The organism is Novosphingobium sp. NFX11 (genome assembly GCF_057376415.1).
Genome location: NZ_CP080384.1, coordinates 2,792,274 through 2,817,421, shown reverse-complemented (window position 1 = coordinate 2,817,421; position 25,148 = coordinate 2,792,274). Strand labels below are relative to the sequence as shown.

The 25,148-nt window shown below is 65.4% G+C and carries 20 protein-coding genes and 1 pseudogene; 16 read left to right on the top strand and 5 right to left on the bottom strand.

From position 1 onward, the window contains the following. Nucleotides 1-26: 26 nt before the first annotated feature. Nucleotides 27-4,193 (bottom strand): DNA-directed RNA polymerase subunit beta, encoded by a 4,167-nt coding sequence (gene rpoB, locus KZO24_RS14465; protein ID WP_486486494.1) that lies wholly within the window; start codon nucleotides 4,191-4,193, stop codon nucleotides 27-29. A 445-nt stretch (nucleotides 4,194-4,638) separates the two neighbouring features. Here rpoB and KZO24_RS14460 point away from each other — a divergent pair, with 445 nt between their 5' ends. From KZO24_RS14460 to KZO24_RS14425, 8 genes are all read left to right on the top strand, one after another. Then, nucleotides 4,639-5,745 (top strand): hypothetical protein, encoded by a 1,107-nt coding sequence (locus tag KZO24_RS14460; RefSeq protein ID WP_285020511.1) that lies wholly within the window; start codon nucleotides 4,639-4,641, stop codon nucleotides 5,743-5,745. Between the two features lie 183 nt (nucleotides 5,746-5,928). Beyond that, nucleotides 5,929-6,096 carry a hypothetical protein gene (locus KZO24_RS14455; RefSeq protein ID WP_285020510.1) on the top strand — a complete coding sequence of 56 codons (168 nt, stop codon included), beginning with the start codon at nucleotides 5,929-5,931 and terminating at the stop codon, nucleotides 6,094-6,096. Nucleotides 6,097-6,120: 24 nt separating this feature from the next. After that, entirely contained in the window at nucleotides 6,121-6,666 is a 546-nt protein-coding gene (locus KZO24_RS14450; RefSeq protein ID WP_285020509.1) for a DUF2975 domain-containing protein, read from the top strand. Continuing rightward, nucleotides 6,666-6,893, top strand: a complete 228-nt coding sequence (locus tag KZO24_RS14445) for a helix-turn-helix domain-containing protein (protein WP_285020508.1) — start codon at nucleotides 6,666-6,668, stop codon at nucleotides 6,891-6,893. Before KZO24_RS14450 ends, KZO24_RS14445 begins: the two co-directional genes overlap by 1 nt. An 83-nt stretch (nucleotides 6,894-6,976) precedes the next feature. Continuing rightward, a complete protein-coding gene (locus KZO24_RS14440) occupies nucleotides 6,977-8,143 on the top strand; it encodes a low temperature requirement protein A (protein ID WP_285020507.1) in 1,167 nt (388 codons plus the stop codon). Between the two features lie 310 nt (nucleotides 8,144-8,453). Then, nucleotides 8,454-8,966 carry a 50S ribosomal protein L10 gene (rplJ, locus tag KZO24_RS14435; protein ID WP_008829398.1) on the top strand — a complete coding sequence of 171 codons (513 nt, stop codon included), beginning with the start codon at nucleotides 8,454-8,456 and terminating at the stop codon, nucleotides 8,964-8,966. A 144-nt stretch (nucleotides 8,967-9,110) separates the two neighbouring features. Beyond that, nucleotides 9,111-9,485: a 50S ribosomal protein L7/L12 gene (rplL, locus tag KZO24_RS14430; RefSeq protein WP_008829397.1), complete on the top strand. Its 375-nt coding sequence runs from the start codon at nucleotides 9,111-9,113 to the stop codon at nucleotides 9,483-9,485. Between the two features lie 188 nt (nucleotides 9,486-9,673). Then, a complete protein-coding gene (locus KZO24_RS14425) occupies nucleotides 9,674-10,237 on the top strand; it encodes a hypothetical protein (protein WP_486486493.1) in 564 nt (187 codons plus the stop codon). Nucleotides 10,238-10,337: 100 nt separating this feature from the next. Here the strand turns inward: KZO24_RS14425 and KZO24_RS14420 are convergent, their stop codons facing one another. Together KZO24_RS14420 and KZO24_RS14415 are read right to left on the bottom strand one after the other, a co-directional pair. Further along, nucleotides 10,338-10,772: a nuclear transport factor 2 family protein gene (locus KZO24_RS14420; RefSeq protein ID WP_486486492.1), complete on the bottom strand. Its 435-nt coding sequence runs from the start codon at nucleotides 10,770-10,772 to the stop codon at nucleotides 10,338-10,340. After that, on the bottom strand, nucleotides 10,769-11,200 hold the full coding sequence (locus KZO24_RS14415) for a c-type cytochrome (protein WP_486486491.1): 432 nt from the start codon (nucleotides 11,198-11,200) through the stop codon (nucleotides 10,769-10,771). Before KZO24_RS14415 ends, KZO24_RS14420 begins: the two co-directional genes overlap by 4 nt. Nucleotides 11,201-11,288: 88 nt before the next feature. Here KZO24_RS14415 and KZO24_RS14410 point away from each other — a divergent pair, with 88 nt between their 5' ends. The 4 genes from KZO24_RS14410 (at nucleotide 11,289) to KZO24_RS14395 (ending at nucleotide 16,242) form a co-directional block, all read left to right on the top strand. After that, nucleotides 11,289-12,707 (top strand): MATE family efflux transporter, encoded by a 1,419-nt coding sequence (locus KZO24_RS14410; RefSeq protein WP_486487184.1) that lies wholly within the window; start codon nucleotides 11,289-11,291, stop codon nucleotides 12,705-12,707. A gap of 176 nt (nucleotides 12,708-12,883) precedes the next feature. After that, a complete protein-coding gene (gene groES, locus KZO24_RS14405; RefSeq protein WP_271182458.1) occupies nucleotides 12,884-13,171 on the top strand; it encodes a co-chaperone GroES in 288 nt (95 codons plus the stop codon). A 39-nt stretch (nucleotides 13,172-13,210) separates the two neighbouring features. Further along, a complete protein-coding gene (groL, locus tag KZO24_RS14400) occupies nucleotides 13,211-14,854 on the top strand; it encodes a chaperonin GroEL (RefSeq protein WP_271182457.1) in 1,644 nt (547 codons plus the stop codon). A gap of 326 nt (nucleotides 14,855-15,180) precedes the next feature. Continuing rightward, nucleotides 15,181-16,242, top strand: a complete 1,062-nt coding sequence (locus KZO24_RS14395; RefSeq protein WP_271182456.1) for a serine hydrolase — start codon at nucleotides 15,181-15,183, stop codon at nucleotides 16,240-16,242. A 71-nt stretch (nucleotides 16,243-16,313) separates the two neighbouring features. Here the strand turns inward: KZO24_RS14395 and KZO24_RS14390 are convergent, their stop codons facing one another. Next, nucleotides 16,314-16,640, bottom strand: a complete 327-nt coding sequence (locus KZO24_RS14390) for a hypothetical protein (RefSeq protein WP_271182455.1) — start codon at nucleotides 16,638-16,640, stop codon at nucleotides 16,314-16,316. A 279-nt stretch (nucleotides 16,641-16,919) separates the two neighbouring features. Between KZO24_RS14390 and polA the strand changes: the two are divergent. The 4 genes and pseudogenes from polA (at nucleotide 16,920) to KZO24_RS14370 (ending at nucleotide 24,024) form a co-directional block, all read left to right on the top strand. After that, nucleotides 16,920-19,762 (top strand): annotated as a pseudogene (polA, locus tag KZO24_RS14385) (DNA polymerase I). Nucleotides 19,763-20,180: 418 nt separating this feature from the next. Next, on the top strand, nucleotides 20,181-21,110 hold the full coding sequence (locus KZO24_RS14380; protein WP_486486490.1) for a mechanosensitive ion channel family protein: 930 nt from the start codon (nucleotides 20,181-20,183) through the stop codon (nucleotides 21,108-21,110). A 324-nt stretch (nucleotides 21,111-21,434) separates the two neighbouring features. Further along, nucleotides 21,435-22,091 carry a Plug domain-containing protein gene (locus tag KZO24_RS14375; protein WP_486486489.1) on the top strand — a complete coding sequence of 219 codons (657 nt, stop codon included), beginning with the start codon at nucleotides 21,435-21,437 and terminating at the stop codon, nucleotides 22,089-22,091. After that, nucleotides 21,976-24,024, top strand: a complete 2,049-nt coding sequence (locus KZO24_RS14370) for a TonB-dependent receptor domain-containing protein (protein WP_486487183.1) — start codon at nucleotides 21,976-21,978, stop codon at nucleotides 24,022-24,024. Before KZO24_RS14375 ends, KZO24_RS14370 begins: the two co-directional genes overlap by 116 nt. A 65-nt stretch (nucleotides 24,025-24,089) precedes the next feature. On the opposite strand, the gene KZO24_RS14365 is transcribed toward KZO24_RS14370, so the two are convergent. After that, on the bottom strand, nucleotides 24,090-25,049 hold the full coding sequence (locus KZO24_RS14365) for a homocysteine S-methyltransferase family protein (RefSeq protein WP_271182451.1): 960 nt from the start codon (nucleotides 25,047-25,049) through the stop codon (nucleotides 24,090-24,092). Nucleotides 25,050-25,148 lie beyond the last annotated feature (99 nt).

The window sequence follows — 25,148 nt, the reverse complement described above, 5'->3', positions numbered from 1 at the left end:
CGAGGCCGAAGCCCCGCCCGAAATCCTTACTCCGCCGCCAGGGCGACGCCGTCGTCGTCTTCGGCATCGTCGTGGCTGGTCAGCTCGACGTTGAGACCCAGCGAGCGCATTTCCTTGACGAGAACGTTGAAGCTCTCGGGAATGCCGGCCTCGAAGGTGTCGTCGCCCTTGACGATCGCTTCGTAAACCTTGGTGCGGCCGACAACGTCGTCGGACTTCACCGTCAGCATTTCCTGCAGGGTATATGCGGCGCCGTAGGCCTGGAGAGCCCAGACCTCCATCTCACCGAAGCGCTGGCCGCCGAACTGCGCCTTACCGCCCAGCGGCTGCTGGGTGACGAGCGAGTAGGGACCGATCGAACGGGCGTGGATCTTGTCGTCGACAAGGTGGTGCAGCTTGAGCACGTACTTCATGCCCACGGTGACCTTGCGGTCGAAGCGGTCGCCGGTGCGGCCGTCGAACAGGTCCACCTGGCCGGACTCGTCCAGCCCGGCGAGACGGAGCATGTCGGTGACGTCCTTCTCGACCGCACCGTCGAACACCGGCGAGCCCATCGGCACGCCCTTGCGGACGGAGTCGGCGAACTCGACGATCTGGTCGTCCGTGCGCGTCGCGATGTCTTCTGCGTAGTTGTCGCCGTAGATTTCGGTCAGCAGTTCACGGACGGCCTCGGGCGGCTGCCCTGCGACCGGGTTGGGGTTAGCCACGCGCCATGCGTCCAGAGCATCGCCGATGCGCTTGCCCAGACCGCGTGCGGCCCAGCCAAGGTGCGTCTCGAAGATCTGGCCCACGTTCATGCGCGAAGGCACACCCAGCGGGTTCATGACGAAGTCGACGGGGGTGCCGTCTTCGAGGAAGGGCATGTCTTCCAGCGGCAGGATGCGGCTGATGATACCCTTGTTGCCGTGACGGCCGGCCATCTTGTCGCCCGGCTGCAGCTTGCGCTTCACCGCGACGAAGACCTTGACCATCTTCAGGACGCCCGGAGCCAGCTCGTCGCCGCGCTCCAGCTTTTCCTTGCGGTCCTCGAACTTCTCCTGGATCGCCTTGACGGTGAGGTCGTACTGGGTCTTGACCGCTTCGAGCTGCGACTGGACGTGGTCGTCGGCAACGCCGAACTTCCACCACTCGTGACGCTCGACTTCGGCCAGCACCTCGTCGGTGATGTCCACGCCCTTCTTGAGGCCCTTGGGCGCCGAAGTGGCGACCTGGCCGAGGAGCATGTCCTTCAGACGGTTGTAGGTGGCGCGGTTGAGGATCGCACGCTCGTCCTCGCGGTCCTTCGCGAGGCGTTCGATTTCCTCGTTTTGGATCGCGCGGGTACGGTCGTCGACCTCGATGCCGTGGCGGTTAAAGACGCGCACGTCGACGATGGTGCCCGAAATGCCGGGCGGCAGACGCAGCGAGGTGTCACGCACGTCCGAAGCCTTTTCACCGAAGATGGCGCGCAGGAGCTTTTCTTCCGGCGTCATCGGGCTTTCGCCCTTCGGGGTGATCTTGCCGACGAGGATGTCACCGGGATGCACTTCGGCGCCCACGTAGACGATGCCCGCTTCGTCGAGGTTGCGCAGGGCTTCCTCGCCGACGTTCGGGATATCGCGGGTGATGTCTTCCGGACCCAGCTTGGTGTCGCGGGCCATCACTTCGAACTCGTCGATGTGGATCGACGTGAACACGTCGTCCTTCACGATACGCTCGGAGATGAGGATGGAGTCCTCGTAGTTGTAGCCGTTCCAGGGCATGAACGCAACGAGCACGTTGCGGCCCAGCGCCAGCTCGCCGAACTCGGTCGACGGGCCGTCGGCGATGATCGTGCCGGTCTCGACCAGCTCGCCCACCTTCACCAGCGGGCGCTGGTTGATGCAGGTCGACTGGTTGGAACGCTCGAACTTCTGCAGGCGGTAGATGTCGACGCCCGACTTGCCGGCTTCGATGTCGCCCGAGACGCGGATGACGATACGGGTCGCATCGACCTGGTCAACGATGCCCGCACGTAGGGCCGAGATCGCGGCGCCCGAGTCACGGGCGACGGTCTCTTCCATGCCGGTGCCGACGTAAGGCGCATCGGCCTTCACGAGCGGCACGGCCTGACGCTGCATGTTCGAGCCCATGAGAGCGCGGTTGGCGTCGTCGTTTTCCAGGAACGGAATGAGCGAGGCGGCGACCGAAACAAGCTGCTTGGGCGAAACGTCCATCAGCGTGATCTGGTCGCGCGGGCTCATCACGAATTCGCCGTTCTGGCGAGCCGAGACGAGTTCCTCGACGAACGAGCCGTCACCGGTCAGTTCGGCCGAAGCCTGCGCGACGGTGTGCTTCTGCTCTTCCATCGCCGAGAGGTAGACGACGTCCTTGGTCACCTTGCCGTCGAGCACCTTGCGGTACGGCGTCTCGATGAAGCCGTACTTGTTGACGCGCGCGAAGGTCGACAGCGAGTTGATCAGACCGATGTTCGGGCCTTCCGGCGTTTCGATCGGGCAGATGCGGCCGTAGTGGGTCGGGTGAACGTCGCGGACTTCGAAGCCGGCGCGCTCACGGGTCAGACCGCCCGGGCCCAAGGCCGAAACACGGCGCTTGTGGGTGACTTCCGAAAGCGGGTTGGTCTGGTCCATGAACTGCGAGAGCTGCGAGGAACCGAAGAACTCGCGTACGGCGGCCACGGCGGGCTTGGCGTTGATGAGGTCGTTCGGCATGACCGTCGACACGTCCACCGACGACATGCGCTCCTTGACGGCGCGCTCCATGCGCAGCAGGCCGACGCGGTACTGGTTTTCCAGCAGCTCGCCCACCGAACGCACGCGGCGGTTGCCGAGGTTGTCGATGTCGTCGATCTCGCCCTTGCCGTCCTTCAGGCCGACAAGCTCCTTCACCACGGCGAGGATGTCCTCGACGCGCAGGGTGGTGACGGTGTCCTCGGCATCGAGGCCGAGGCGCATGTTCATCTTCACGCGGCCAACGGCCGAGAGGTCGTAGCGGTCGGCGTCGAAGAACAGGCCGTCGAAGAGGGCTTCGGCGGTTTCCTTCGTCGGCGGCTCGCCCGGACGCATGACCTTGTAGATCGCTTCCAGACCCATATCGCGATTCTCGGCCTTGTCGGCCTTCATCGTGTTGCGGATCCAGGGACCGGTATTGACTTCGTCGATGTCGAGCAGGTCGATCTGGTCGAAGCCCGCCGCGTCGAGCGCGTCGAGGTTTTCCGGCGTCACTTCGTCACCGGCTTCGATGTAGATGCGGCCGGTCGACTCGTCGATCAGGTCCTTGGCGGAATAGCGGCCAAAGATTTCCTCGGTCGGCAGCAGCAGCTCTTCCAGACCGTCCTTCTGCGCCTTGTTGGCGGCGCGCGGGGAGATCTTGGTGCCGGCGGCGAACACGACTTCGCCCGACTTCGCATCGACGATGTCGAAGGTCGGCTTCGCGCCGCGCCATGCCTCGGGAGTGTAGGGCAGCTGCCACCCGCCCGAGCCGCGCTTCCACGACATGGTGGCGTAGAAGTGGTTCAGCACTTGCTCGCCGTCGAGACCCAGTGCGTAGAGCAGCGAGGTGACGGGCAGCTTGCGCTTGCGGTCGATGCGGACGTTGACGATGTCCTTGGCGTCGAACTCGAAGTCGAGCCACGAACCGCGGTACGGGATCACGCGGGCGGCGAAGAGGAACTTGCCCGAAGCGTGGGTCTTGCCGCGGTCATGGTCGAACAGGACGCCCGGCGAACGGTGCATCTGCGAGACGATGACGCGCTCGGTGCCGTTGATGAAGAAGGTGCCGTTCTCCGTCATCAGGGGCATGTCGCCCATGTAGACGTCCTGCTCCTTGATATCGAGGACCGAGCGGGTCTCGGTCTCGGCGTCGACCTCGAACACGATGAGGCGCAGCGTGACCTTCATCGGCGCGGCGTAGGTGATGCCGCGCTGGCGGCACTCGGTCACGTCGTACTTGGGATCTTCCAGCTCGTAGTGGACGAAGTCCAGCTCGCTGGTGCCCGCGAAGTCGCGGATCGGGAACACCGAGCGCAGGGTCTTCTCGAGGCCCGAGACATACCCGACCGACGGGTCGGAGCGCAGGAACTGCTCGTAGCTCTCGCGCTGGACTTCGATCAGGTTGGGCATCTGGACGACTTCGTGGATGTCGCCGAAGATCTTGCGGATGCGCTTCTTCGCAGTGCGCACCAGCGGCGTGGTGTCGATGGGCTTGGTGGCCATGAGCTGGTCTTTGCCTCTTCGTGTGAGGACCGAGTCGCAAGGGACACGGCCTTCGTAAAAAATCGTCGTCGCGAGTGACGTCGCCTGCCCGCAAGCAGACCATCCGGAACGCAAGAAAGGCCGCTTGGCACGCGGATTCCCGGGGTTCGGGTCTCCATGCGGCCTGCAGCCTTCCACGTCGGATGAAATCCCGATCGCCTCCTTCCCGGGCATGTCCCCGCGCATGGACATGCCTTGCTCGAAGCGATCGAGCGAGGCCGTCCTATAGGAGCCGGGGTGCGGGGTGTCAAACGGCGTGAGAGGACGAATGCCATTAATCTGGCGTAAATCCGCAAAAAACCGTGTTCTCGCCGATAGCTTCAACTCATCGCAGGGTACGGGTCGGCCCGTCCCGTATTCCGCACTTGCGAAAGGACTTTTGCACAGGGCGCGCATTGTTTCTGGTATGATACACTTTGCCGTCCCCCGCTCGCCCAGCGCACTGACCGCGATCGCCGCTGTCCTCGCGCTTTCCGCAATCCCCGCCGCTGCGCAGGAAGTGCAGGCCCCCGTGACGACGCCTTCTCTGTCGCTGCCGCAGGAGGCTACTGCCACGCCGCCAGCCAGCGCACCGGCGACGGCGCCCACCGTCGCGCTGCCGCCCGAAGCGTCCGCGCCGCTCAATGTGCCCACCGACACGGCGACCACGGCGGGTACGGCACCGACCTCGGTGACGCCGCCCCAGCAGCAGACTGTCGTCTTGCCGGACGTGCCGCCGCCCGCCGCTCCCGATGAGGCGGCAGCCGAACCGTCGAGCGCGGCGGCGCAGACGCGCAGCACGAACCGCGCTTCCGCCGCCCCGCGCGCCGAACGTGCCGCGCCGGTGCAGCCAACTGTCCCGACCGCTCAGGATAACGGCACTGCAGGCGATGGCACGCTGGCTCAAGGTTCCGTTCCGCCTGCATCTCCGGCTCCCGCGCGCGCTGAAGTTCCGCCGCCTGCCGCCCAGCCAGCGTCGCCGACTACCGACGGCGATGGCTTCCCGGTGGCCGAAGTCGCCGGCATTCTTGCCGCGCTTGGCGTGGCGGGCGTGGGCATCGCCGCGATGCGCCGCCGTCGCTCCGATCCTATCTACGAGGAGGTTGAGAATGTGCCCGAGCCGCTTGAGCCGGTGGGCGCGCTCGAACCGGTTCCCGCCCCCGCGCCGGCGGTCGAAGCGGTGAAGCCTGCAGTCGCCGAGCCCATCGTTGCCGAACCCGCTCCGGTGCAGCGTGATCGCGTGATCGCGGGCAATTCGGCCACGGCGATCCTTGCAGCCTCGCCGCTGCCGCAGACGGCAGAGGAGCGCTACGAACTGCTCGACGCCATGGCCGCCGCCGAGCCTGACGAGGGGAACCCGTTCACCTCGCGCAAGGGCCGCCTGCGCCGCGCGCGTCTTCAGTTGCAGCATCGCGAGAGCCTGGAAGCCGAGGGCAAGGCTGGAAACCGCTTCGACTTCCGCACCTACAGGCCGTCGATCAAGACTCCCGGGGCCTCCACCCCTGCAACCAACCGGGAGCTTACCGACGCCTGACCGGCCCGGCCCGCCGGTTGTCACGCCCGGCGACATGGTCGAGCCCCAACGGGGGCGGCTCCAGACCGGAGCCGCCCCTTTTTGCGCGCCAACGGCAACATATCGTTTTTCGATATTATTGATTGACGATATGCAGAATTGGATTTATTGAATTTCGATATCAAGCATATCGGAGAACGAACAATGATCCGTCCTGACACGCCCCGGATGGCACCGCCTCTGCTCTCGCTGCTCCTTGCCACGCTCTTCCTGGCAGGCTTCTGGCTCCCCACCGTCACGGCCCCCGCGGAAGCATCGGCCCACGGGCAAGTGATCGTCATCGGAGCGCGGGTCGTCCCCGCGCTCATGTGATCCGGACGGGAAGGAAACCAGACGATGAACACGATCACCCGTGACCCGCTCCTCGCCATCGCCAAGGGCGTTCTATGGTTCCTCATGGCGGTCTTGGCGCTCGGCATGGGCGCGAGCCTGCTGGCGGCGCCTCTGCTGGCGATCTTCCACGGACCCGCAAGCACCGCGCTGGCAGAGCATCTGGAGGGCGTGCCGACTGGACCGTTCCTCTGGGCAATCGCGGGCATCCTGCTGCTGGCGGCACTGCTCTGCGCCTTGCTGCTGCGCCTGTTCCAGCTCCTCAAGCGCATCGTCGATACGGTTGGCGAAGGCGATCCCTTCGTGCCCGACAACGCCTCGCGCCTCACGCAGATGGCCTGGCTGACGCTCGCGGTGCAGTTGGTCGGCCTGCCGATGTCCGGCATCGGCGCGTGGATCAACGCGCTCACCAAGGGCCAGGGCCATACCGACCTGGAAGTGATCGGCGGCGTCGACGGCAACGGCCTGCTGCTCATGCTGATCCTGTTCATTCTCGCCCGCGTCTTCCGCAAGGGCGCCCAGATGCGTGCCGACCTCGAAGGGATGGTGTGATGGGCGACGAAACGGAAGGCACGAACATCGTGGTCAAGCTCGACGACCTGCTCCACGCCCGCCGGATGACGCTGACCGAACTGGCCGAGCGGATCGGCATCACCCTCGCCAACCTCTCGATCCTCAAGACCGGCAAAGCCAAGGCGATCCGCTTCTCCACGCTGGAGGCGATCTGCCGCGAACTCGGCTGCCAGCCGGGCGATCTGCTGGGCTACGATGCGCCCTGAACCCGGGGCCACGGCGGGCCTTGCCGCCCCGGTGGTCTCGCCTCTAAGGTCATCGACCAAACAGCAGGGGCCCCGCCGCACAGATGACCAAGACCCGTAGCTGGCGCCCTTTCGGCGCCCGCGACCCGCACGAGGCGCACCGCGTCTCCACGCCGCTCGAACTGCTGTTCGACCTCGTCATTGTCATCGCCGTGGCCAGCGCCGCCGAGGGGCTGCACCATGCGGTGGCTGCAGGCCACGCGGCGATGGGCTTGACGACGTTTGCGATGACCTTCTTCGCGACGTGGTGGGCCTGGATGAATTTCACTTGGTTCGCCTCGGCCTACGACAGCGACGGGCCGGTCTATCGCCTCATTACTTGCGTCATCATGGCGGGGGCACTGGCCGTGGCGGCCGGGGTTCCACGCGTCTTCGCGGGCGGCAGCCTGACGCTGGTGATCGTCGGCTACATCGTCATGCGCGCGGCGATGGTGGCATTCTGGCTGATCGCCGCGCGCTCCGACCCGCGTCACCGGGCAACGGCGGTGAGCTATGCGTTCGGGATCGCGGTGACGCAGCTGTACTGGACGCTCGCGCTGCTGGTGCTGCGCCCGGGCGAGTTCGGCGCGGTGGCGGGGCTGTTCGCGCTAGGGGCGCTGATGGAGATGGCCGTTCCCGTCATCGCCGAAGCGCGCGGCAAGACGCCCTGGCACCACCACCACGTTGCCGAGCGGCATGGGCTGTTCGTCATCATCGTGCTGGGCGAGGTGCTCCTTTCCAGCGCGGCGGCCTTCACATACGCGGATGCTCCGGGAGGGCATCCCGCCGAACTCATCGTCCTCGCCCTGTCGGCCTTGGCGATCACGTTCGCGATGTGGTGGCTCTATTTCTCGCAGGAAGGCCCGCTCGATCAGGAGCGCTTTTCCAGTTCGTTCAACTGGAGCTACGCTCATGCGCTGATATACGCAGGCGGCGCCGCAACTGGGGCGGGCTTTGCGGTCGCCATCGACAATGCCGCAGGGCAGGGCCACCACGCCCCCATGCTGGCGAGCAACCTTGCCGTCGCAGTACCGTTGGCGGTCTACATGGTGGCGCTGTGGTTCGTGCGCGACCGGCTGGTGTTGACGGGACCTTGGCGTCACGGCTTGCTCGCCTTCGCGGCTGCGGCGATCGCGGCGGGGCACCTCGGGCACGGGGCGCTGCCCGCGATGGCGCTCATCACCATCCTCGCCGTCGTCGCCCGCAGCCAGGTACAATGCCGCCAATCCTGACCGTCCGGCCTTGACTCAGAACCGCCAATCCGCCATTGGCCCGCTCCGACTGATGGGGTGATTCCCGTCTGTCATCCGTCCGAGACCGCTGCTGAGGGTTCCCCTCTTAATTCGCAGCCTAGACGGGGACAAGGAAATCACCCGGCCCCACTCCTTCAAGCGTGGTGTCAATATCGTGTTTCGACCAAAGGTCATGCACGAGAACTCCTTCCCCTTCGACGGACTCGCCCGAGGTGCTGCAAGCGCCCCGGACAATACGTAGCCGGCTACGAGGGGTTCGCCTTTCGTGGCCATTGTGAAGGAGTATGGCATGGATCGTTCGCAGAAAGCCGAATCGGTCGCCTCGCTCAACGCGGTTTTCGCAGAGGCCGGCGCGGTGGTAGTCACCCGCAACCTCGGCATGTCGGTGGCCCAGTCCACTGCCCTGCGCGGAAAGATGCGTGATGCGGGCGCGACCTACAAGGTTGCGAAGAACCGTCTTGCCAAGCTTGCCATCGCGGACACCGACTACGTCGGTATCGGCGACTTCCTGACCGGCCCCACGGGTATCTCCTCTTCGGTGGACCCCGTTGCAGCCGCCAAGGCCGTCGTTGAATTCGCCAAGACGACCGACAAGATCGAGATCGTCGGCGGCGCGATGGGTTCGCAGGTTCTGACCCCCGAAGGTGTCAAGGCTCTCGCCTCGATGCCCTCGCTCGACGAACTGCGCGCCAAGCTCATCGGCCTCGTTCAGGCTCCGGCGACGAAGATCGCCCAGCTGCAGACCGCTCCGGCGGCCAAGCTGGCTCGCGTTTTCGCTGCCTACGCCGACAAGGCTGCCTGAGCGCTCGCCCCAAGCGATTTCCAGCCGGGCCCGCCCGGCGACTCGGAAATCGCGTAAGGCCAAGCTTAAGCAGAACGTTTCTTACGATTTATTCCGCCGCCGGGCATGAGGCCCACGGTGGACCACAGATCAGGAGTTATAATCATGGCCGATATCGCCAAGCTTGTTGAAGAACTGTCGCAGCTCACCGTTCTGGAAGCCGCCGACCTCGCCAAGGCTCTCGAAGAAGCATGGGGCGTCAGCGCCGCTGCTGCTGTCGCAGTTGCCCCGGCTGCTGGTGGCGCCGCTGCCGAAGCCGTTGAAGAGAAGACCGAATTCGACGTGATCCTCACCGGCGACGGTGGCAAGAAGATCAACGTCATCAAGGAAGTCCGCGCGATCACCGGTCTGGGCCTGGCTGAAGCCAAGGCTCTCGTCGAAGGCGCTCCCAAGGCCGTCAAGGAAGGCGCGACCAAGGCTGAAGCCGAAGAAATCAAGAAGAAGATCGAAGAAGCCGGCGGCACCGTCGAGCTCAAGTAATCTTCTTCCCGGTTCTTCCGGGCAGATAACGGAAAGGGCGGTGCCGCAAGGCGCCGCCCTTTTGCGTTCCGGTTCCGTAATCCTGCGTTCAGCTTCGGGAAGGCAGCTTCGCATCCGCAAAGGGTCGAGTCACGAAGGAGAACATCCCCAATGCGAATGCCCCCAGGAAATATCTCGTCGGCGCTGCCGTGCTCGCCCTGCTTGGCGCCGGAGTGGCGGAGGCCGCCAGCGCGCAGTTGCATACGATGAAGGTCGATGCGCCCGACGGCACCGTCGTCCACGTCCAGTACACCGGCGACGTTGCGCCCAAGGTGCAGTTCGTGCCCGCCGATGTCATGCAGCAGGCGGACATGCCGGTCATGGCCGACCCCTTCGCGCATATGGACCGGATCTCCGTGATGATGGACGCGCAAATGAACGCCATAATGCAGCGCGCGGCACTCATGCAGCAGAAGGCGGCCCGGTTGCAGCAGCAAGTGACGGCGGCGAGCGCTGACGGTGCTGGGATGCCGGGTCTCACGATGGTCGGTGACATGCCCAAGGGCGCGCATGTGACGTATTATTCGTCGAGCACCGATGCCAGCGGCTGCACGCGCTCGGTTTCCTACAGCTCGGACGGATCGGGCGCACAGCCGAAGATGACGCAGGCCGCGTCCGATGGCTGCGATGCGGCGAAGGCACCCTCACAGGCCATTACGGCCAAGGCGGAGGCTCCGGCCGAGCAGGCCCCGCCGCCCGGACGCAAGGTCTGACCTGATCTCGTACCCCCGCGACGTTCCGGTCCCTGGACGTCGATCGACAGGCCCTTGCGCAACTATACGCGCAAGGGCTCTTTCGTTGGCAATCGGTCGGTCAGCGCCGGTGGAGTACGCTCGCCGGGCTGATCCACAGCGTGCGCGGGCGGCGACGGGCGATGCGCCAGCATCCGTCCTCGCGGCGCAGGTCATCGCGGTAGAAGCCGTTGTGATCGAGCCCGGCGGCGCTCGTCACCAGCCAGTAGGTCCGCGCAGCCGCTTCTTTGGAGGTGGTGAACTCCACGTGGCAGGTCGTCAGATGGTGGCTGACGAAACCCGGCGTGCCGTCTGCCGGAGCGGGGATCACTAATGGTCCGCTCATCCACGCGCGAATCGCCTCGCGCCCGCAGATCGTCTCATGCGCCAGTTCCAGAACGCCGTCCGTCGTGAAGCAATCCGCGTAAGCGTCCGCTTTGCCCGCATCTCCGGCCTGCGTGCAGCGAGCCAGATGGTGCTGGATTTTTGCAAGGGCAAGAGCTTCGTCGGGCGTCACTTCAGCGTTTCGAGATAGTCGATGATTGCCTTGCGCTTCTGCGCATCGGCGACGGGCAGCACCATCTTCGTGCCGGGGACCATCTTCATCGGCCCCTGCAGCCAGGTATCAAGGCTCTGGCGATCCCAGGTGATCCCCGCGTTCTTCAGCGCCGGGCTGAAGGCATAGCCCTCCACCGCGCCTGCCTTCGATCCGACGATGCCATGCAGCGTCGGTCCGATCCCGTTTTGGCCCGGCTCAGTCGAATGGCACGAACGGCAGGTGGCGAAAGCCATCGGCGCGGGGTCGGTCACGGCCGCTGACGCAATGGTCGATGATGCCGTAGCGGCCGGGGCGGGGCTGGCGGAGGACTGGTCCGGGGCCTTGTCGCCGCACCCCGCGAGTGCGCCGACCAGCGCGAAGGCGCCGAGGATTACGATCTGCTTCATGGGCCTGGGTCATACATCGGCGCCAGCCCGTAAGGCTACCGAGGAAATCGCTTCCCCTTATCCCGACCAGCATCTATCGCCCGCCGCGATGCGGGAGAGAAGCGACAACCACCCCTTGCGCGAGGAATTGCGCGCGACCTTGCGGCTGGCCGGGCCGCTGGCGCTTGCCAATATGCTGCAAATGGCGGTCTTCGCCGTCGACGTGATCTTCGTGGCGCGGCTGGGGCAGGAGGCGCTGGCGGCATCGAGCCTCGCAGTCGCCATTGTCGCAGTGGTGATGATGGGTCTTAACGGCGTGACCGGCGCGGTAGCCCCGCTGATCGCCGCCGAGATCGGACGTCGCCGCAACTCGGTGCGCGAGGTGCGGCGCTCCGCCCGCATGGCATTGTGGCTGGCGCTCGGGCTCGGGCTGGTGGCGGTGGGCATCTGCTTCTTCGGTGAGCAGATTATGATGCTGACCGGCCAGAATGTTCGTGTCTCGGCGATTTCCGGGCACTTCATCCGCGTGATCTCGCTGGCATTGGTCCCGATGGCGGTGGCCAACGTCTTGCGTACGTTCGTATCCGCCTTGGGGAGGCCGGTCTTCGCGACGGTGATCACCGCGCTGTCGATAGGGGTGAACGCTCTGGGCAACTATGCACTGGTGTTCGGCAACCTCGGCATGCCTGCGCTCGGCCTCACCGGCTCGGCGCTGGCCAGCACGATCACGGCCTGCGTCACCGTACTGGCGTACGTGGTCGCCATCCGGAGTGACCGTAATTTGCGCCGCTTCCATGTGTTCGGGCGTTTCTGGCGGCCGGAATGGCAGCGCCTGCGCCAGATGCTGCGGCTGGGCCTGCCGATCTCGGCGACCCTGATCGCGGAGGGCGGGCTGTTTTCCGGCGCCGCCTTCCTGATGGGACTGGTCGGCGAGGTCGAACTGGCCGCGCACACCGTCGCGCTGCAGATCGCCGCCTTCGCCTTCCAGGTGCCCTTCGGCATCGGCCAGGCCGCGACGATCCGCGTCGGCTATCACTACGGCGCCGGCGACCGTGACGCGATTGCGCGCGCGGGATGGGTGGCGATCGCGATCGGCCTCGGCTTCGTCGGGCTGTCCGCGCTGGCGATGCTGCTGATTCCGCGCACGATCATCTCCGCCTATGTCGACGTGTCCGCGCCTGCCAATGCGGCACTGGTCGCGCTGGCGGTGCAGTATCTCTTTATCGCCGCGATATTCCAGTTGACCGACGGCGTGCAGGCGATCGCCGCTGGCGTGCTGCGCGGTGTGCAGGACACACGGATTCCCGCGCTGATCGCCATCGTCGGCTACTGGCTGGCAGGCTTCGCGACCTCGGTTGTGCTGGGCCTCTTCACGCCGCTCAAGGGCGTGGGCGTGTGGATCGGCCTCGCGGTCGGCCTGACGGTCGCGGCGATCCTGCTGCTCGGTCGCTGGCACTGGCGCGATCGATTCGGCCTTGTGCCCGAACGGTCGATGCCTATCTCTGCGCCGACTGTCGCAGTGTCATAGAGCGATCATCTACCGGGCGCACCAGTTCGCCGCGAAGTTGAACGGCAGATAAATTTTTTCTGCGAAGTCCCCATTGACGGCCCCATGGCACCGGACCATATCTCCGCCGTTGGCACTCTCCTTCACTGAGTGCCAAGTCCAGTTTTATACTTCGTTGGATCTAGGGAGACACCCCAATGACTTTCCGCCCGCTGCACGACCGTGTTCTCGTGCGCCGCGTTGAAGCCGAGGAAAAGACCGCCGGCGGCATCATCATCCCCGACAGCGCCAAGGAAAAGCCCGCTGAAGGCGAAATCGTCTCGGTCGGTTCGGGCGCCCGCGCCGAGAACGGCACGATCACCCCGCTCGACGTCAAGGTCGGCGACCGCGTCCTGTTCGGCAAGTGGTCGGGCACCGAGGTCAAGGTCGCTGGTGAAGACCTGCTCATCATGAAGGAATCGGACATCCTCGGCGTCATCGCCTGAGCATCCGACCTACCATCTGTTTTTTGAAGGAATTCTAAAATGGCAGCCAAGGACGTAAAGTTCGGCCGTGACGCCCGCGAGCGCATTCTCGCCGGTGTCGACACCCTCGCCAACGCCGTCAAGGTGACCCTCGGCCCCAAGGGCCGCAACGTCGTCATCGAGAAGAGCTTCGGCGCGCCCCGCATCACCAAGGACGGTGTGTCGGTCGCCAAGGAGATCGAACTCAAGGACAAGTACGAGAACATGGGCGCGCAGATGCTGCGCGAAGTGGCCTCGAAGGCGAACGACAAGGCCGGTGACGGCACCACCACCGCGACCGTTCTCGCCCAGGCGATCGTGCGCGAAGGCATGAAGTCGGTTGCCGCCGGCACCAACCCGATGGACCTGAAGCGCGGCATCGACCTCGCCGTCCTCAAGGTCGTCGAAAACCTCAAGGCGCGTTCGACCCCGGTTGCCGGTTCGTCGGAAATCGCCCAGGTCGGCATCATCTCCGCCAACGGTGACGTGGAAGTCGGCGAGAAGATCGCCGAAGCCATGGAGCGCGTCGGCAAGGAAGGCGTGATCACCGTCGAGGAGGCCAAGGGTCTCGAATTCGAACTCGACGTCGTCGAAGGCATGCAGTTCGACCGTGGCTACCTCTCGCCCTACTTTGTCACCAACCCCGAGAAGATGACGGTCGAACTCGAGAACCCGTACATCCTCATCCACGAGAAGAAGCTGTCGTCGCTGCAGGCGCTGCTTCCGATCCTGGAAGCCGTGGTGCAGTCGGGCCGTCCGCTTCTCATCATCGCCGAAGACATCGAGGGTGAGGCTCTGGCCACGCTCGTCGTCAACAAGCTGCGTGGCGGCCTGAAGATCGCTGCCGTCAAGGCTCCGGGCTTCGGCGATCGCCGCAAGGCCATGCTGGGCGACATTGCCACGCTGACCGCCGGCGAGATGATCTCGGAAGACCTCGGCATCAAGCTCGAGACCGTCACCCTGGGCATGCTGGGCCAGGCCAAGAAGGTCACCATCGACAAGGACAACACCACGATCGTCGACGGCGCCGGTTCGGCCGACGAGATCAAGGGCCGCGTCGAGCAGATCCGCGCGCAGATCGAAGTCACCACTTCGGACTACGACCGCGAGAAGTTGCAGGAGCGCCTTGCGAAGCTGGCCGGCGGCGTTGCCGTCATCAAGGTCGGCGGCGCGACCGAAGTCGAGGTGAAGGAGCGCAAGGACCGCGTCGACGACGCTCTCCACGCGACCCGCGCTGCCGTTGAAGAAGGCATCGTCCCCGGCGGCGGCACCGCGCTGCTCTACGCGACCCGCGCTCTCGAAGGCCTCAAGGGCGCCAACGAAGACCAGACCCGCGGCGTCGACATCGTCCGCAAGGCGATCACCGCACCGGTCAAGCAGATCGCCGAGAACGCCGGCAGCGATGGCGCCGTCGTCGCAGGCAAGCTGCTCGACCAGGCGGACGAAGGCATCGGCTTCAACGCCGCCACCGACGTCTACGAGAACCTGAAGGCCGCCGGCGTCATCGACCCGACCAAGGTCGTGCGCACCGCGCTGCAGGACGCCTCGTCGGTTGCCGGTCTGCTCATCACGACCGAAGCCGGTATCGTCGAGCGCGCCGACGACAAGCCCGCAATGCCCGCCATGCCCGGCGGCATGGGCGGCATGGGTGACATGGGCTTCTGATGAAGCCCTGACCCAGCGTCAGCACATCGAAGGGGCCGGGAGAGCGATCTCCCGGCCCTTTTGTTTGCTCTGGCGAGGTTTCGCTGCGCCCGACCCTTTGACAAGCGGAGGGTGAGCGGAGGTAGTGCAGACATCCACCCCGCTCAGGCTGACTTGTCGAAGCCCCCAAAGGCCCGGGCTGCGTAAACTTCGTTCATCTGCGTGAAAGGAAAGTGCGCATTTGGGAAATCGCCGCACGTCCAATGCAACTCATCGCTGGACTCTGGCGTTTCGTCGCTGGAACGTTAACCGTTTGGGAATATGGACGAAGGTAGGGTGTGGGCTGCATGACCGGGGCAGACCGACTTTTCGCGCGGTGCCGTAAGGGCGCCGGACGCTTTTTCGCTGCTGCGACGATGCTCGCGGCCGTCACATCACCGCATGGCGCGCAGGCAGAGCAGATCGATCCGCTCTCCCGCCCGACCGAGCAGGTGGTGCAGGTCCAGAACAGCTTCGACGATATTTTCGGCACGGACCAGCGCGGGCCGCGTACCTACAATTCGCCGTTCGGCCAGCAGCTTGCAGCCGTCGCCAATGCCTCGCAGGGCCGCATCGGCGTCGCCGCGATGGACCTCGCCAGCGGCCGCATGGTCGACGTGCTGGGCGACCAGCGCTTCCCGATGGCCAGCACCAGCAAGATCGCCATCGCCGCGACTTTCCTGGAAGGCGTGGACAAGGGCAAGTGGAGCCTGTCGAGCGAGTTTCCGCTTATGGTTCCGGTCGGCTCGGCGCCGTTCTCCAGCGCGATCGCACCGGTGCGGCCGGGTGAGTACATGTCTGCCACGCGCCTGATCGAGCTGATGATCACGCGCTCCAATAACTACGCGACCGACGCACTGCTGAAGGTCATCGGCGGTCCCAAGGCAGTCAACGCCTGGATTCAGCGCGCCGGGATCGACGACTGGCACATCGACCGCGACATCGCGACGCTGGTGCGCGACGATGGCGCCATCGATCCCGCCCGCGTCGTCGACAAGCGCGACAGCGCCACGCCCAAGGCCATGGTGAACCTGCTCTCGGGCATTTACCAGGGCAAGTGGCTGAGCCCGTCGAGCCGCAATGTCCTGCTCGGCGCGATGAGCCGCTGCCTGACCGGCAAGCGCCGCATTCCGGCCGGACTGCCTGCGGGGGTGGAGGTGTCCCACAAGACCGGCTCGCTCAACAACACCTCCAGTGACGTCGGCATCATCCAGACGCCCGATGGCCGGGTCTTCGCGGTTGCGATCTACGTGACCGGGCAGGGCGGTCGCCCCGGGCGCGAGACGCGCATCGCCAACATCGCGCGCACGATCTACAACGGCTATCAGGCCGAAGGGCCGAACTACCCGCGCAGCGCCTCGGCGCGCTGAGCCTCCGGGCTACGGCGAAGGACACAAAAAGGGGCCGTGAAGGCCCTTTTCCGTTTCTTCGATCCGACAGATCAGTTGGTGTGCGGGTTGCCGTCGGTGTGATCGTCGAGTTCCTTGGCGACGTCGTTCGCGGCCTTCTCGGCGTCGGCGGCGATGTCATCGGTGGTCTTCTCGGCGCTCTTGGCAGCATCCTTGGCGGCATCGGCGGTGTCGTTGGCGGCCTGCGATGCGGTGGCGCCGGCATTACCCAGCGCATCACCCACGTCCGAGGCGGTGTCGGAGAGGTCGTCACCGGCCGACGAAGCGGCTTCGCTGGCGGCGTCCTGGGTCTTTTCCGAGCAGGCGGCCAGCGACATGGCGGCCACTGCTGCTACAGCAACGAAAACGATCTTGCGCATATTCAATCCCTCTTTCTGCGAGTTACCCCGTCGGCGAAAACGCCGCGTGAGCCTCTTCGACGGGCTCAGACCCGTGGTTACGAGGCACACTGCGGCGTTTCAAGCGCTCGGCGAAAACACCTGCGGACATGAACGGTTCCTGTGCGGAGAAGAAATGAGCGTTGCCGGATCATCATCCGATCAGGTTGACTCAGCTGATGGTCCATATGCTCTTGTTTGCCGCATTCTGCGAGCCGTCGGCTGTTCCAGCCGACTTCAGAATGCTCTAGGGGTTGCGGCATGGATTCCAAGCAGCACCTCTATCTCGTCGATGGCTCGGCGTACATCTTCCGCGCCTATCACCGCCTGCCGCCGCTCACTAACCCGGTGGGCACGCCTGTGGGCGCGGTCTACGGCTACACGACGATGCTGTGGAAGCTGGCCGAGGATCTTAACAAGGCCGATGGCCCGACGCATCTGGCGGTGATTCTCGACGCGGGCAGCCATTCGTTCCGCAACGACATCTACGTGGATTACAAGGCCAACCGCCCGCCGCCACCCGAAGATCTGGTCCCGCAGTTTCCGCTGATCCGCGACGCGACGCGCGCCTTCTCGCTGCCTTGCATCGAGGAGCCGGGCCTTGAGGCAGACGACCTCATCGCCTCCTACGCACGCGCCGCCACGGCGAAGGGCTGGGACGTGACGATCGTGTCCTCGGACAAGGATCTCATGCAGCTGGTCGGCAAATGCGGCATCGGCGGCGGCTGCGTCGACATGCTCGACACGATGAAGAACCAGCGCATCGACATTCCCGAAGTGATCGAGAAGTTCGGCGTTCCCCCGAGAAGGTGGGCGACGTCCTCGCGCTGATGGGTGACGCGGTTGACAATGTCCCCGGCGTCTACGGCGTCGGCCCCAAGACCGCGACCAAGCTGATCCAAGACTACGGCGATCTCGAAAGCGCGCTCGCCGCCGCGCCGGAGATGAAGAAGTCCAAGCTTCAGGAACGCCTGATCGAGCAGGCCGAGCAGGCGCGCCTGTCCAAGGTGCTGGTGACGCTGAAGGAAGACTGCACCCTCCCGATGGCGCTTGACGACTTCAAGCTCGATGCGATCCCGCCCGAGCCGCTGGCGGCATTCCTCTCCACCCACGGCTTCACCAGCCTCCTGAAGCGCCTCGACACCGGCCACGGCAGCCCCGAGCGCGCGACGCAGCTGAACCCGGCGAAGGCGACGATCATAGCCGCCGCCCGCCCGACCGAAGGCGCTGCGCGCCAATCGCTGCCCCAGTGGCCCGCGATCGATCGCGATGCCTACGCGTGCGTGACGACGGAGGCGCAGCTCGACGAGTGGATCGCCAAGGCCTTCGCCGCGCGGCTTGTCGCGGTGGACACCGAGACCTCGATGCTGGACTCGATGCGGGCTGACCTGGCGGGCATCAGCCTCGCGGTCGGGCCGAACGAGGCGTGTTACATCCCGCTTGGCCACGGTGGCAGCGATATGTTCGCGGAGAAGCCCGTTCAGGTATCGCTAGGTGCCGCTGTGTCCCGCCTGAAGCCGCTGCTGGAGAGCGATGCGGTGCTCAAGGTCGGCCAGAACATCAAGTACGACCTCAACGTCTTGGCGCGCCACGGCATAGCGGTGGCGCCGATCGACGATACGATGATCGTCAGCTTCTGCCTCGATGCCGGCCGTCAGATCGAGGGTATCGGCGGCGGCCACGGCATGGACGAGCTTTCGCAGCGCCACCTTGGCCACACCACGATGACTTTCAAGGAAATCTGCGGTACCGGCAAGAAGGCGATCCCCTTCGGCGAAGTTCCGCTCGACCGCGCCACGCAGTACGCCGCCGAGGACGCCGACGTCACCTGGCGGCTGCACTCTGCGCTGAAACCGCGCCTGTCCTATGAAGGCGGAACCCGCATCTACGAGCGCGTCGACCGCCCGCTGATCCCGGTCGTGGCGCAAATGGAGCGCCACGGGGTCAAGGTCGACCGTGAGAAACTGTCCGGTCTTTCCAGCCAGTTCGCCGAGGCGATCGGCGCGCTGGAAAAGGAGATCTTCGAGAAGGTCGGCCAGGAATTCACCATCGGCAGCCCCAAGCAGCTCGACGACATCCTGTTCGACAAGCTCGGCTACAGGGGCGGCAAGAAGGGCAAGAGCGGCCAGTATTCCACCGACCAGTCGGTGCTCGAAAAGCTGGCCGCCGAGGGCGAGATCGTCGCCACCAAGGTGCTGGAATGGCGCCAACTTTCCAAGCTGCGCTCGACTTACACCGAGGCGCTGCAGGCCGCGATCAACCCGGAGACGGGCCGCGTCCACACCAGCTACAGCCTCGTCGGCGCGCAGACCGGGCGCCTGTCCTCGACCGACCCGAACTTGCAGAACATCCCGATCCGCACCGAGATCGGCCGCCAGATCCGTCACTGCTTCGTCGCCGAGCCGGGCAATGTCCTGCTCGCCGCCGACTATTCGCAGATCGAGCTGCGCCTCGCCGCGCACATGGCCGACGTGCCCAGCCTCAAGGAAGCGTTCGCGGCGAACGAGGACATTCACTCGCGCACGGCGATGGAGATGTTCGGAACGGTCGATCGCGACACGCGCGGGCGGGCCAAGACAATCAACTTTGCGATCCTCTACGGTATCTCGCGCTGGGGCCTCGCGGGGCGTCTGGGCACGTCATCGGACGAGGCGCAGGCGATGATCGACCGTTATTTTGAGCGCTTCCCGGGCATCCAGCGCTACATTCACGAGACGCTGGAGAGCGTGCGCGCCAAGGGCTATTCCGAGACGCTGTTCGGTCGCAAGACGTGGTTCCCGCGCGTCAATTCCAAGAACCAGGCCGAGCGCCAGGGTTCCGAGCGCGCGGCGATCAACGCGCCGATCCAGGGCACCAGCGCCGACATCATCAAGCGGGCGATGGCGCGCATGACCCCGGCGCTGGTCGAGGCGGGCCTGCCGAACGTGCGCATGCTGCTGCAGGTGCACGACGAACTCGTCTTCGAACTGCCCGAGGGCGACGTCGCGGCGGCCTCGCCGGTGATCGAGCGGGTGATGGCGGATGCGGCGCTGCCCGCCGTGACGCTCGACGTGCCGCTGGGGATCGAGATCGGTCACGGCGAGAGCTGGGGCGCGGCGCACTGAGCCTTGCGCCCCGCCTCGGGACCTTCGATAGGCTCAGGCTGAGCGGGTTCAGGGGACGTCCCGTGTCTCGCTCACTCGGGGATAGCCCTTAAACCCCGCTCACCCTGAGCTTCTCGAAGGGCGGGTTCTCGGCGCAACGCCCGACTGATGCGACCGCCTGCGAAACTGCTGCACTGCAGCATCGTTTGCTCCCCATGATCGACTTCATCGAGAGCCACATCGCGGGCCTTCCGAACTGGGCCGAAAGACCCGTGGTCGCCATCCTCGCCGGGCTGATCGGCGTGGTGCTTGCACTGGTGATCCACGCCGTGCTGTTCCGCGTCCTCGTCCGGGTGGCTCGGGGAGCACCAGCGATGCGGACGGCCTCGTCGTCAACCGGCTCGAACGGCCTACCCGCTGGGCCTTCGTCTCCATCGGCGTGGTCTTCGCCGCGCGTGAGGCCCCGGCGCTCGATGCGGTGTGGGAGCGCTTCGCCCCCTTCGTCATGCCGCTCCTCACCGGCTGGGTGGCCATCGCGATCTTCCGCGCCTTCATCGAGGCGATGATCCTGCGGGCCGACATCACCGTCGAGAACAACCGCAACGCCCGCCGCCGCCGCACGCGTCTTGGTATCATGAGCCGCCTCGGCACGTTCCTGATCGTGTTCCTGACGATCTCGGGCATGCTCGCCTCGATCCCCGGGGTGAAGGAGATCGGCGTTACCCTGATGGCCTCGGCCGGTCTTGCCGCGCTGGCCGTCGGCGCCGCTGCGCAGCCTGCGCTGAAGGCCCTCATCGCGGGCATCCAGATGGCGATGACCGAGCCGATCTCGATCGACGACGTCATCATCCTCGACGGCGAATGGGGCCGTATCGAGGACATCCGCACGACTTACGTCGTCGTGCGCCTTTGGGACGACCGCCGCCTTGTCGTCCCCTCCAATCGCTTCCTCGAGGATACCTTCCAGAACTGGACCAAGACCACCTCGCAGTTGCTCGGCACCGTGTTCCTGTACCTGGACCAGGGCGTGGACATCGGCCCGATCCGTGAGGAATACACCCGCCAGATCAAGGCCCACCGCCTGTGGGACCAGCGCGCACAGATCCTGCAGGTCACAGACTGCCGCGATGCCACCCTCGAGGTACGCCTGCTGATGAGCGCGCGTGACGGCCCCACCCTGTTTGACCTGCGCTGCGAGATCCGCGAGGGCATGATGGACTGGATCCGCCGTGAGCAGCCCGAGGCCATCGCCCGCCGCCGCCAATTGCACGTCGCGCCAATGGAACTCAGCCCGGCGCCCGCCATGGTCGAGGCGCTGACCGGCAGCATGGCGAACGGCAACGGTAGCGAGTCACGATCGCCCCATTGACCACACCAAAGCGATTCGAACCGAGGCGCTGGGCGGCACGGTGCTGCTTCGTTTGTCGCGCTGTGTAGGCCTTATCGATATATTTCAGCTGTACATCAGCACGCCTGCAACAAATGTGGCGAGCGCGCCACAGCGGTGCCCGCGCGATGCTTTCGCGCACCAGTGTGTCTTGAAACCGTCACATAGCTTTGATTATGCCGGTCCCGGCAGCGGATTACGGGCTGCCATCGAAGACAGCCGTTGGCGGACGATTGTGCTTCCTCAACCGGGATGATCCCGCGCCATTGACGCCCCGCGAGGGGCCAGCTTGAGGTCGTGTTTCACATGCAGAAGTATCGCCTGCTCGCCGCCACCGCGGCGAGCGCCGCCGTCGCTTGCGCGCTCGGCTCCGCCCCCGCGCGTGCACAGTCGACCGGCTCGCTCGACTTCGAGAATTCCGAGATCGTCGTCACCGGCAAGGTCGACAACTCCATCGCGGGCCTCAAGATTCCCGACACCCCCAAGGCCAAGCAGGTCATGACGCAGGAGCTGATCGCCCGCCAGACTCCCGGGCAGTCGGTGGACGACATCATCAACATGATGCCCGGCGTCAGCTTCCAGAACAACGACGGCTACGGCTCCTCGGGCGGCACGCTGATGATCCGCGGCTTCGACGACAGCCGCATCTCGCAGACCTTCGACGGCATCCCGCTCAACGACACCGGCAACTACGCGATCTACTCGAACCAGATGCTCGACCCCGAGCTGATCGAGCAGGTCAACGTCAACCTTGGCACCACCGACGTCGATCTCGCCCACCGCTTCGGCCTCGGGATCGACGGTGAACTATCGCTCGATCGTGCCCGAACACGAATTCGGCGCGCGCATGGTCGGCACGCTGGGCGATTACAACAAGATGCGCATATTCGGGATGATCAACACCGGCGACCTCAACTCGTCCGGTACCCGCGCCTGGTTCGCGGCCTCGAAGGACACCTATGACGTCGCCTACGGCGGCATCGGCAAGATCGACAAGACCCAGCTCAACGCCAAGATCTACCAGCCGCTGGGCGACAATGGCGACTTCATCTCGATCGCCGGGCATTACAACGTCAACCACAACAACTACTATCCTTCGGTCCGCCTCGTCACCGACGATTACCCGAACAACACCGGCGTCAATTCCAGCAGCTCGGGCCGCTTCCCGACCAGCAAGGCCGAGCGTGACGACTACTCGCTCGACTCCTGCTCGGCGGCCGACGGCGTAACCGGCGTGGCCGATGCGGCGACCACCTGCGGCGCTTCGTGGGAGTGGCGCTACAACCCGTCGCGCACCTGGAACATCCGTATGAACTCCAAGTTCACGCTGAGCGACCGCCTGACCCTGACCGTCGATCCCTACCTCCAGTACACCTCGGCCAACGGCGGCGGCACCGCCTCGGCCAAGGAAGGTTCGTTCAATGCGGGCGGCACTGCCATCAGCGGCTACATCGGCGGCACCCCGTACTTCGGCGGCGTCGACCTCAACGGCGACGGCGACACGCTCGACACCGTGCTCCTCTCTGCCCCCAGCCAGACCGAGACCTGGCGCCTCGGCGTCCTCGCCTCGCTGATCTACGACCTCAGCGACACGCAGCGCTTCCGCGTCTCCTACGCCTGGGATCGCGGCCGCCACCACCAGACCGGCGAACTGGGCTACGTGAACAGCAACGGCTTCGCCTCTTCCTACTTCAATGACGACAACCCGCTCGTCGATGCCAGCGGCAACGTCCTGCAGAAGCGTGATCGCCTGTCCTATGCGATCCTGCACCAGATCTCGGGCGAGTACTCGGGCGAGTTCGGTGCGCTGCATATCAACGCGGGCCTTGCGCTCAAGAACCTGCGCCGCAACCTCACGCAGAACTGCCTGACCACCAGCGCCAGCGGCAGCGGCAGCGTCTCGTGCTTCAGCACCAATACCGAGGATCAGGCGACTTACGAGGCCTACCTGACCTCGCTCGGCACCAATTACGTTGGCGCCATGCAGAAGACCTTCTCGTATACCCGCGCCCTGCCGAACATCGGCGCTACCTTCGATATCGCCCCGGCCGTCACCGCCTTCGCCAACTATTCGAAGGGCATCCAGGTGCCGGGCACCGATAACCTCTATAACGCGTTCTACTCGGGCGGGGCATCGGCGGCGAAGCCCGAGACCACCGACAACTTCGACGTCGGCGTGCGCTACCAGAGCGGCATGTTGCAGGGATCGTTGGGCGGCTGGTACACGATCTTCAGCAACCGCCTGTCCTCGGCCTATGACCCGGACTCGCAGACCTCGATCTACACCAATCTCGGCAAGGTCGAGCGCTACGGCATCGACGCCAGCCTTGCGGTGCGGCCGGACAGCCACTTCTCGGCCTCGGTGTTCTATTCGTACCTGTGGTCGAAGATCAAGGAGGACGTCGCCGGCGGCACCTGCGGCAGTACCACCAATGCGGTGACCGGAACGCTCAACCCGATCGGCGCCTACGGCTGCTCGGCGGCGGGCGACACCTACTACTACGCCACCAAGGGCAACATGGAGGGCGCCGTCCCCCAGTACACCCTGGGCGGCCGCGTGCAGGGCGAGTTCGGCCCGCTGTCGGTCGGGCTCGAGGCCAAGCGCACCGGCGCGCGGTACTACAACGACTCCAATTCGGCGGTCTACACCACCGCCGGGGTCGAAGTGTACGGCGCCAAGGTTCCGGCCTACACCACCGTCAACCTCGATGCGCGCCTCAACGCCGGGTTTCTGGGGCTGGGCGAGAAGACCTACCTGCAGTTCAACGTCACCAACCTGTTCGACAAGTTCTACGTCGGCGGTTTCGATGATGCGGGCATCAATCCGACTTCGACCATCTACGCCTATATCGGCGCACCGCGCACAATCTCGGGCTCGATCAACATGCAGTTCTGATACCCGCTCTCATTGGCGCGGATCGGTGGAGAGGGGCGTCCCGGTTTCGGCCGGGGCGCCCTTTTTCATGGCTGTGCCCGGACTTCGCGCCGGACTTCGCGGACGCGGCCGGCGATCTGGTCGAGGTGCTTGTCCCAGGTTCCGCAGCAGCCGCCGAAGATGTCCACCTGAGGATGGCGCCCGGCGAAAGCCGCGATGCGGTCGCCGAGATCGACGGGATCGCCTTCCTCCAGATGGCCGATCGAGCACAGTTCGATCTTGTCCCGGGCGCTGGCGTTGGGCCGCAGGCTGCGCACACGAGAAGCCCAGTTGCCGGCCTCGAAGGCAGGCTCGAACTCGATCGGGTGCGAGCAGTTGATGCCGTAATAGTCCGGCCGCGCACTCCCGGCCTCGGCATCTACCGTCTCGATCGCGTCCTTCAGGCTGACGCCCGACTTGAGTCGGTGATCGCCGTCCAGCATGAACGAGATGCCCAGCGGCAAGCCGATGCGGGCGGCGGCGCGGGCGACGCCGATGGCCTCGGGCACGCCGTTGAAGGTCGCGGCCCAGACGAAATTTACCCCGGCGCGCTTCAGGACCTCCAGCTGGAAGGCGTGGTAGTCCTCGGCTTCCTCGGCCGTGATCGTGCGGTTGAGGGCATAGGCATCGCCGCGCGGGCCGACCTGGCCGCCGATGAGCAGGCCGGGAAGCCGGTCCCGGTAAGGTTCGGCAACATCGCGCAGGAAGGCGATGGACCGTTCGAGCGCATTGGCGAGGCCATCGCGCGAGTATCCCAGTTTCTCGCCCCAGTCGGGGCTGCCGCGATAGTCGAGGCCGGAGAGCATCGCCACGAAGCCATGGCGCGCCGCGACCTCGAGCACGGCTTCGTACATCGCCTTCAGGTCCGCCATTGCCGCCGGATCGTCGAGCAGCGGGTACATGGCGAACTCGGGCAGGTCGTGCCCGTGACGGTACTGGATCTCGGTCTCCTGTCCGCCTTCGGTCAGGTAGAAGATACCCTGCTGCTGCGGAGCAAACCCGGCCATTCGGCGAACTCCCCTCACTGGTGGTGTGAACATATCTGATCGCGGTGGGGACCAGAAGCGTAATCCGGTGGAGGCGCAAGGTGACAAGGCGGTGCCCCG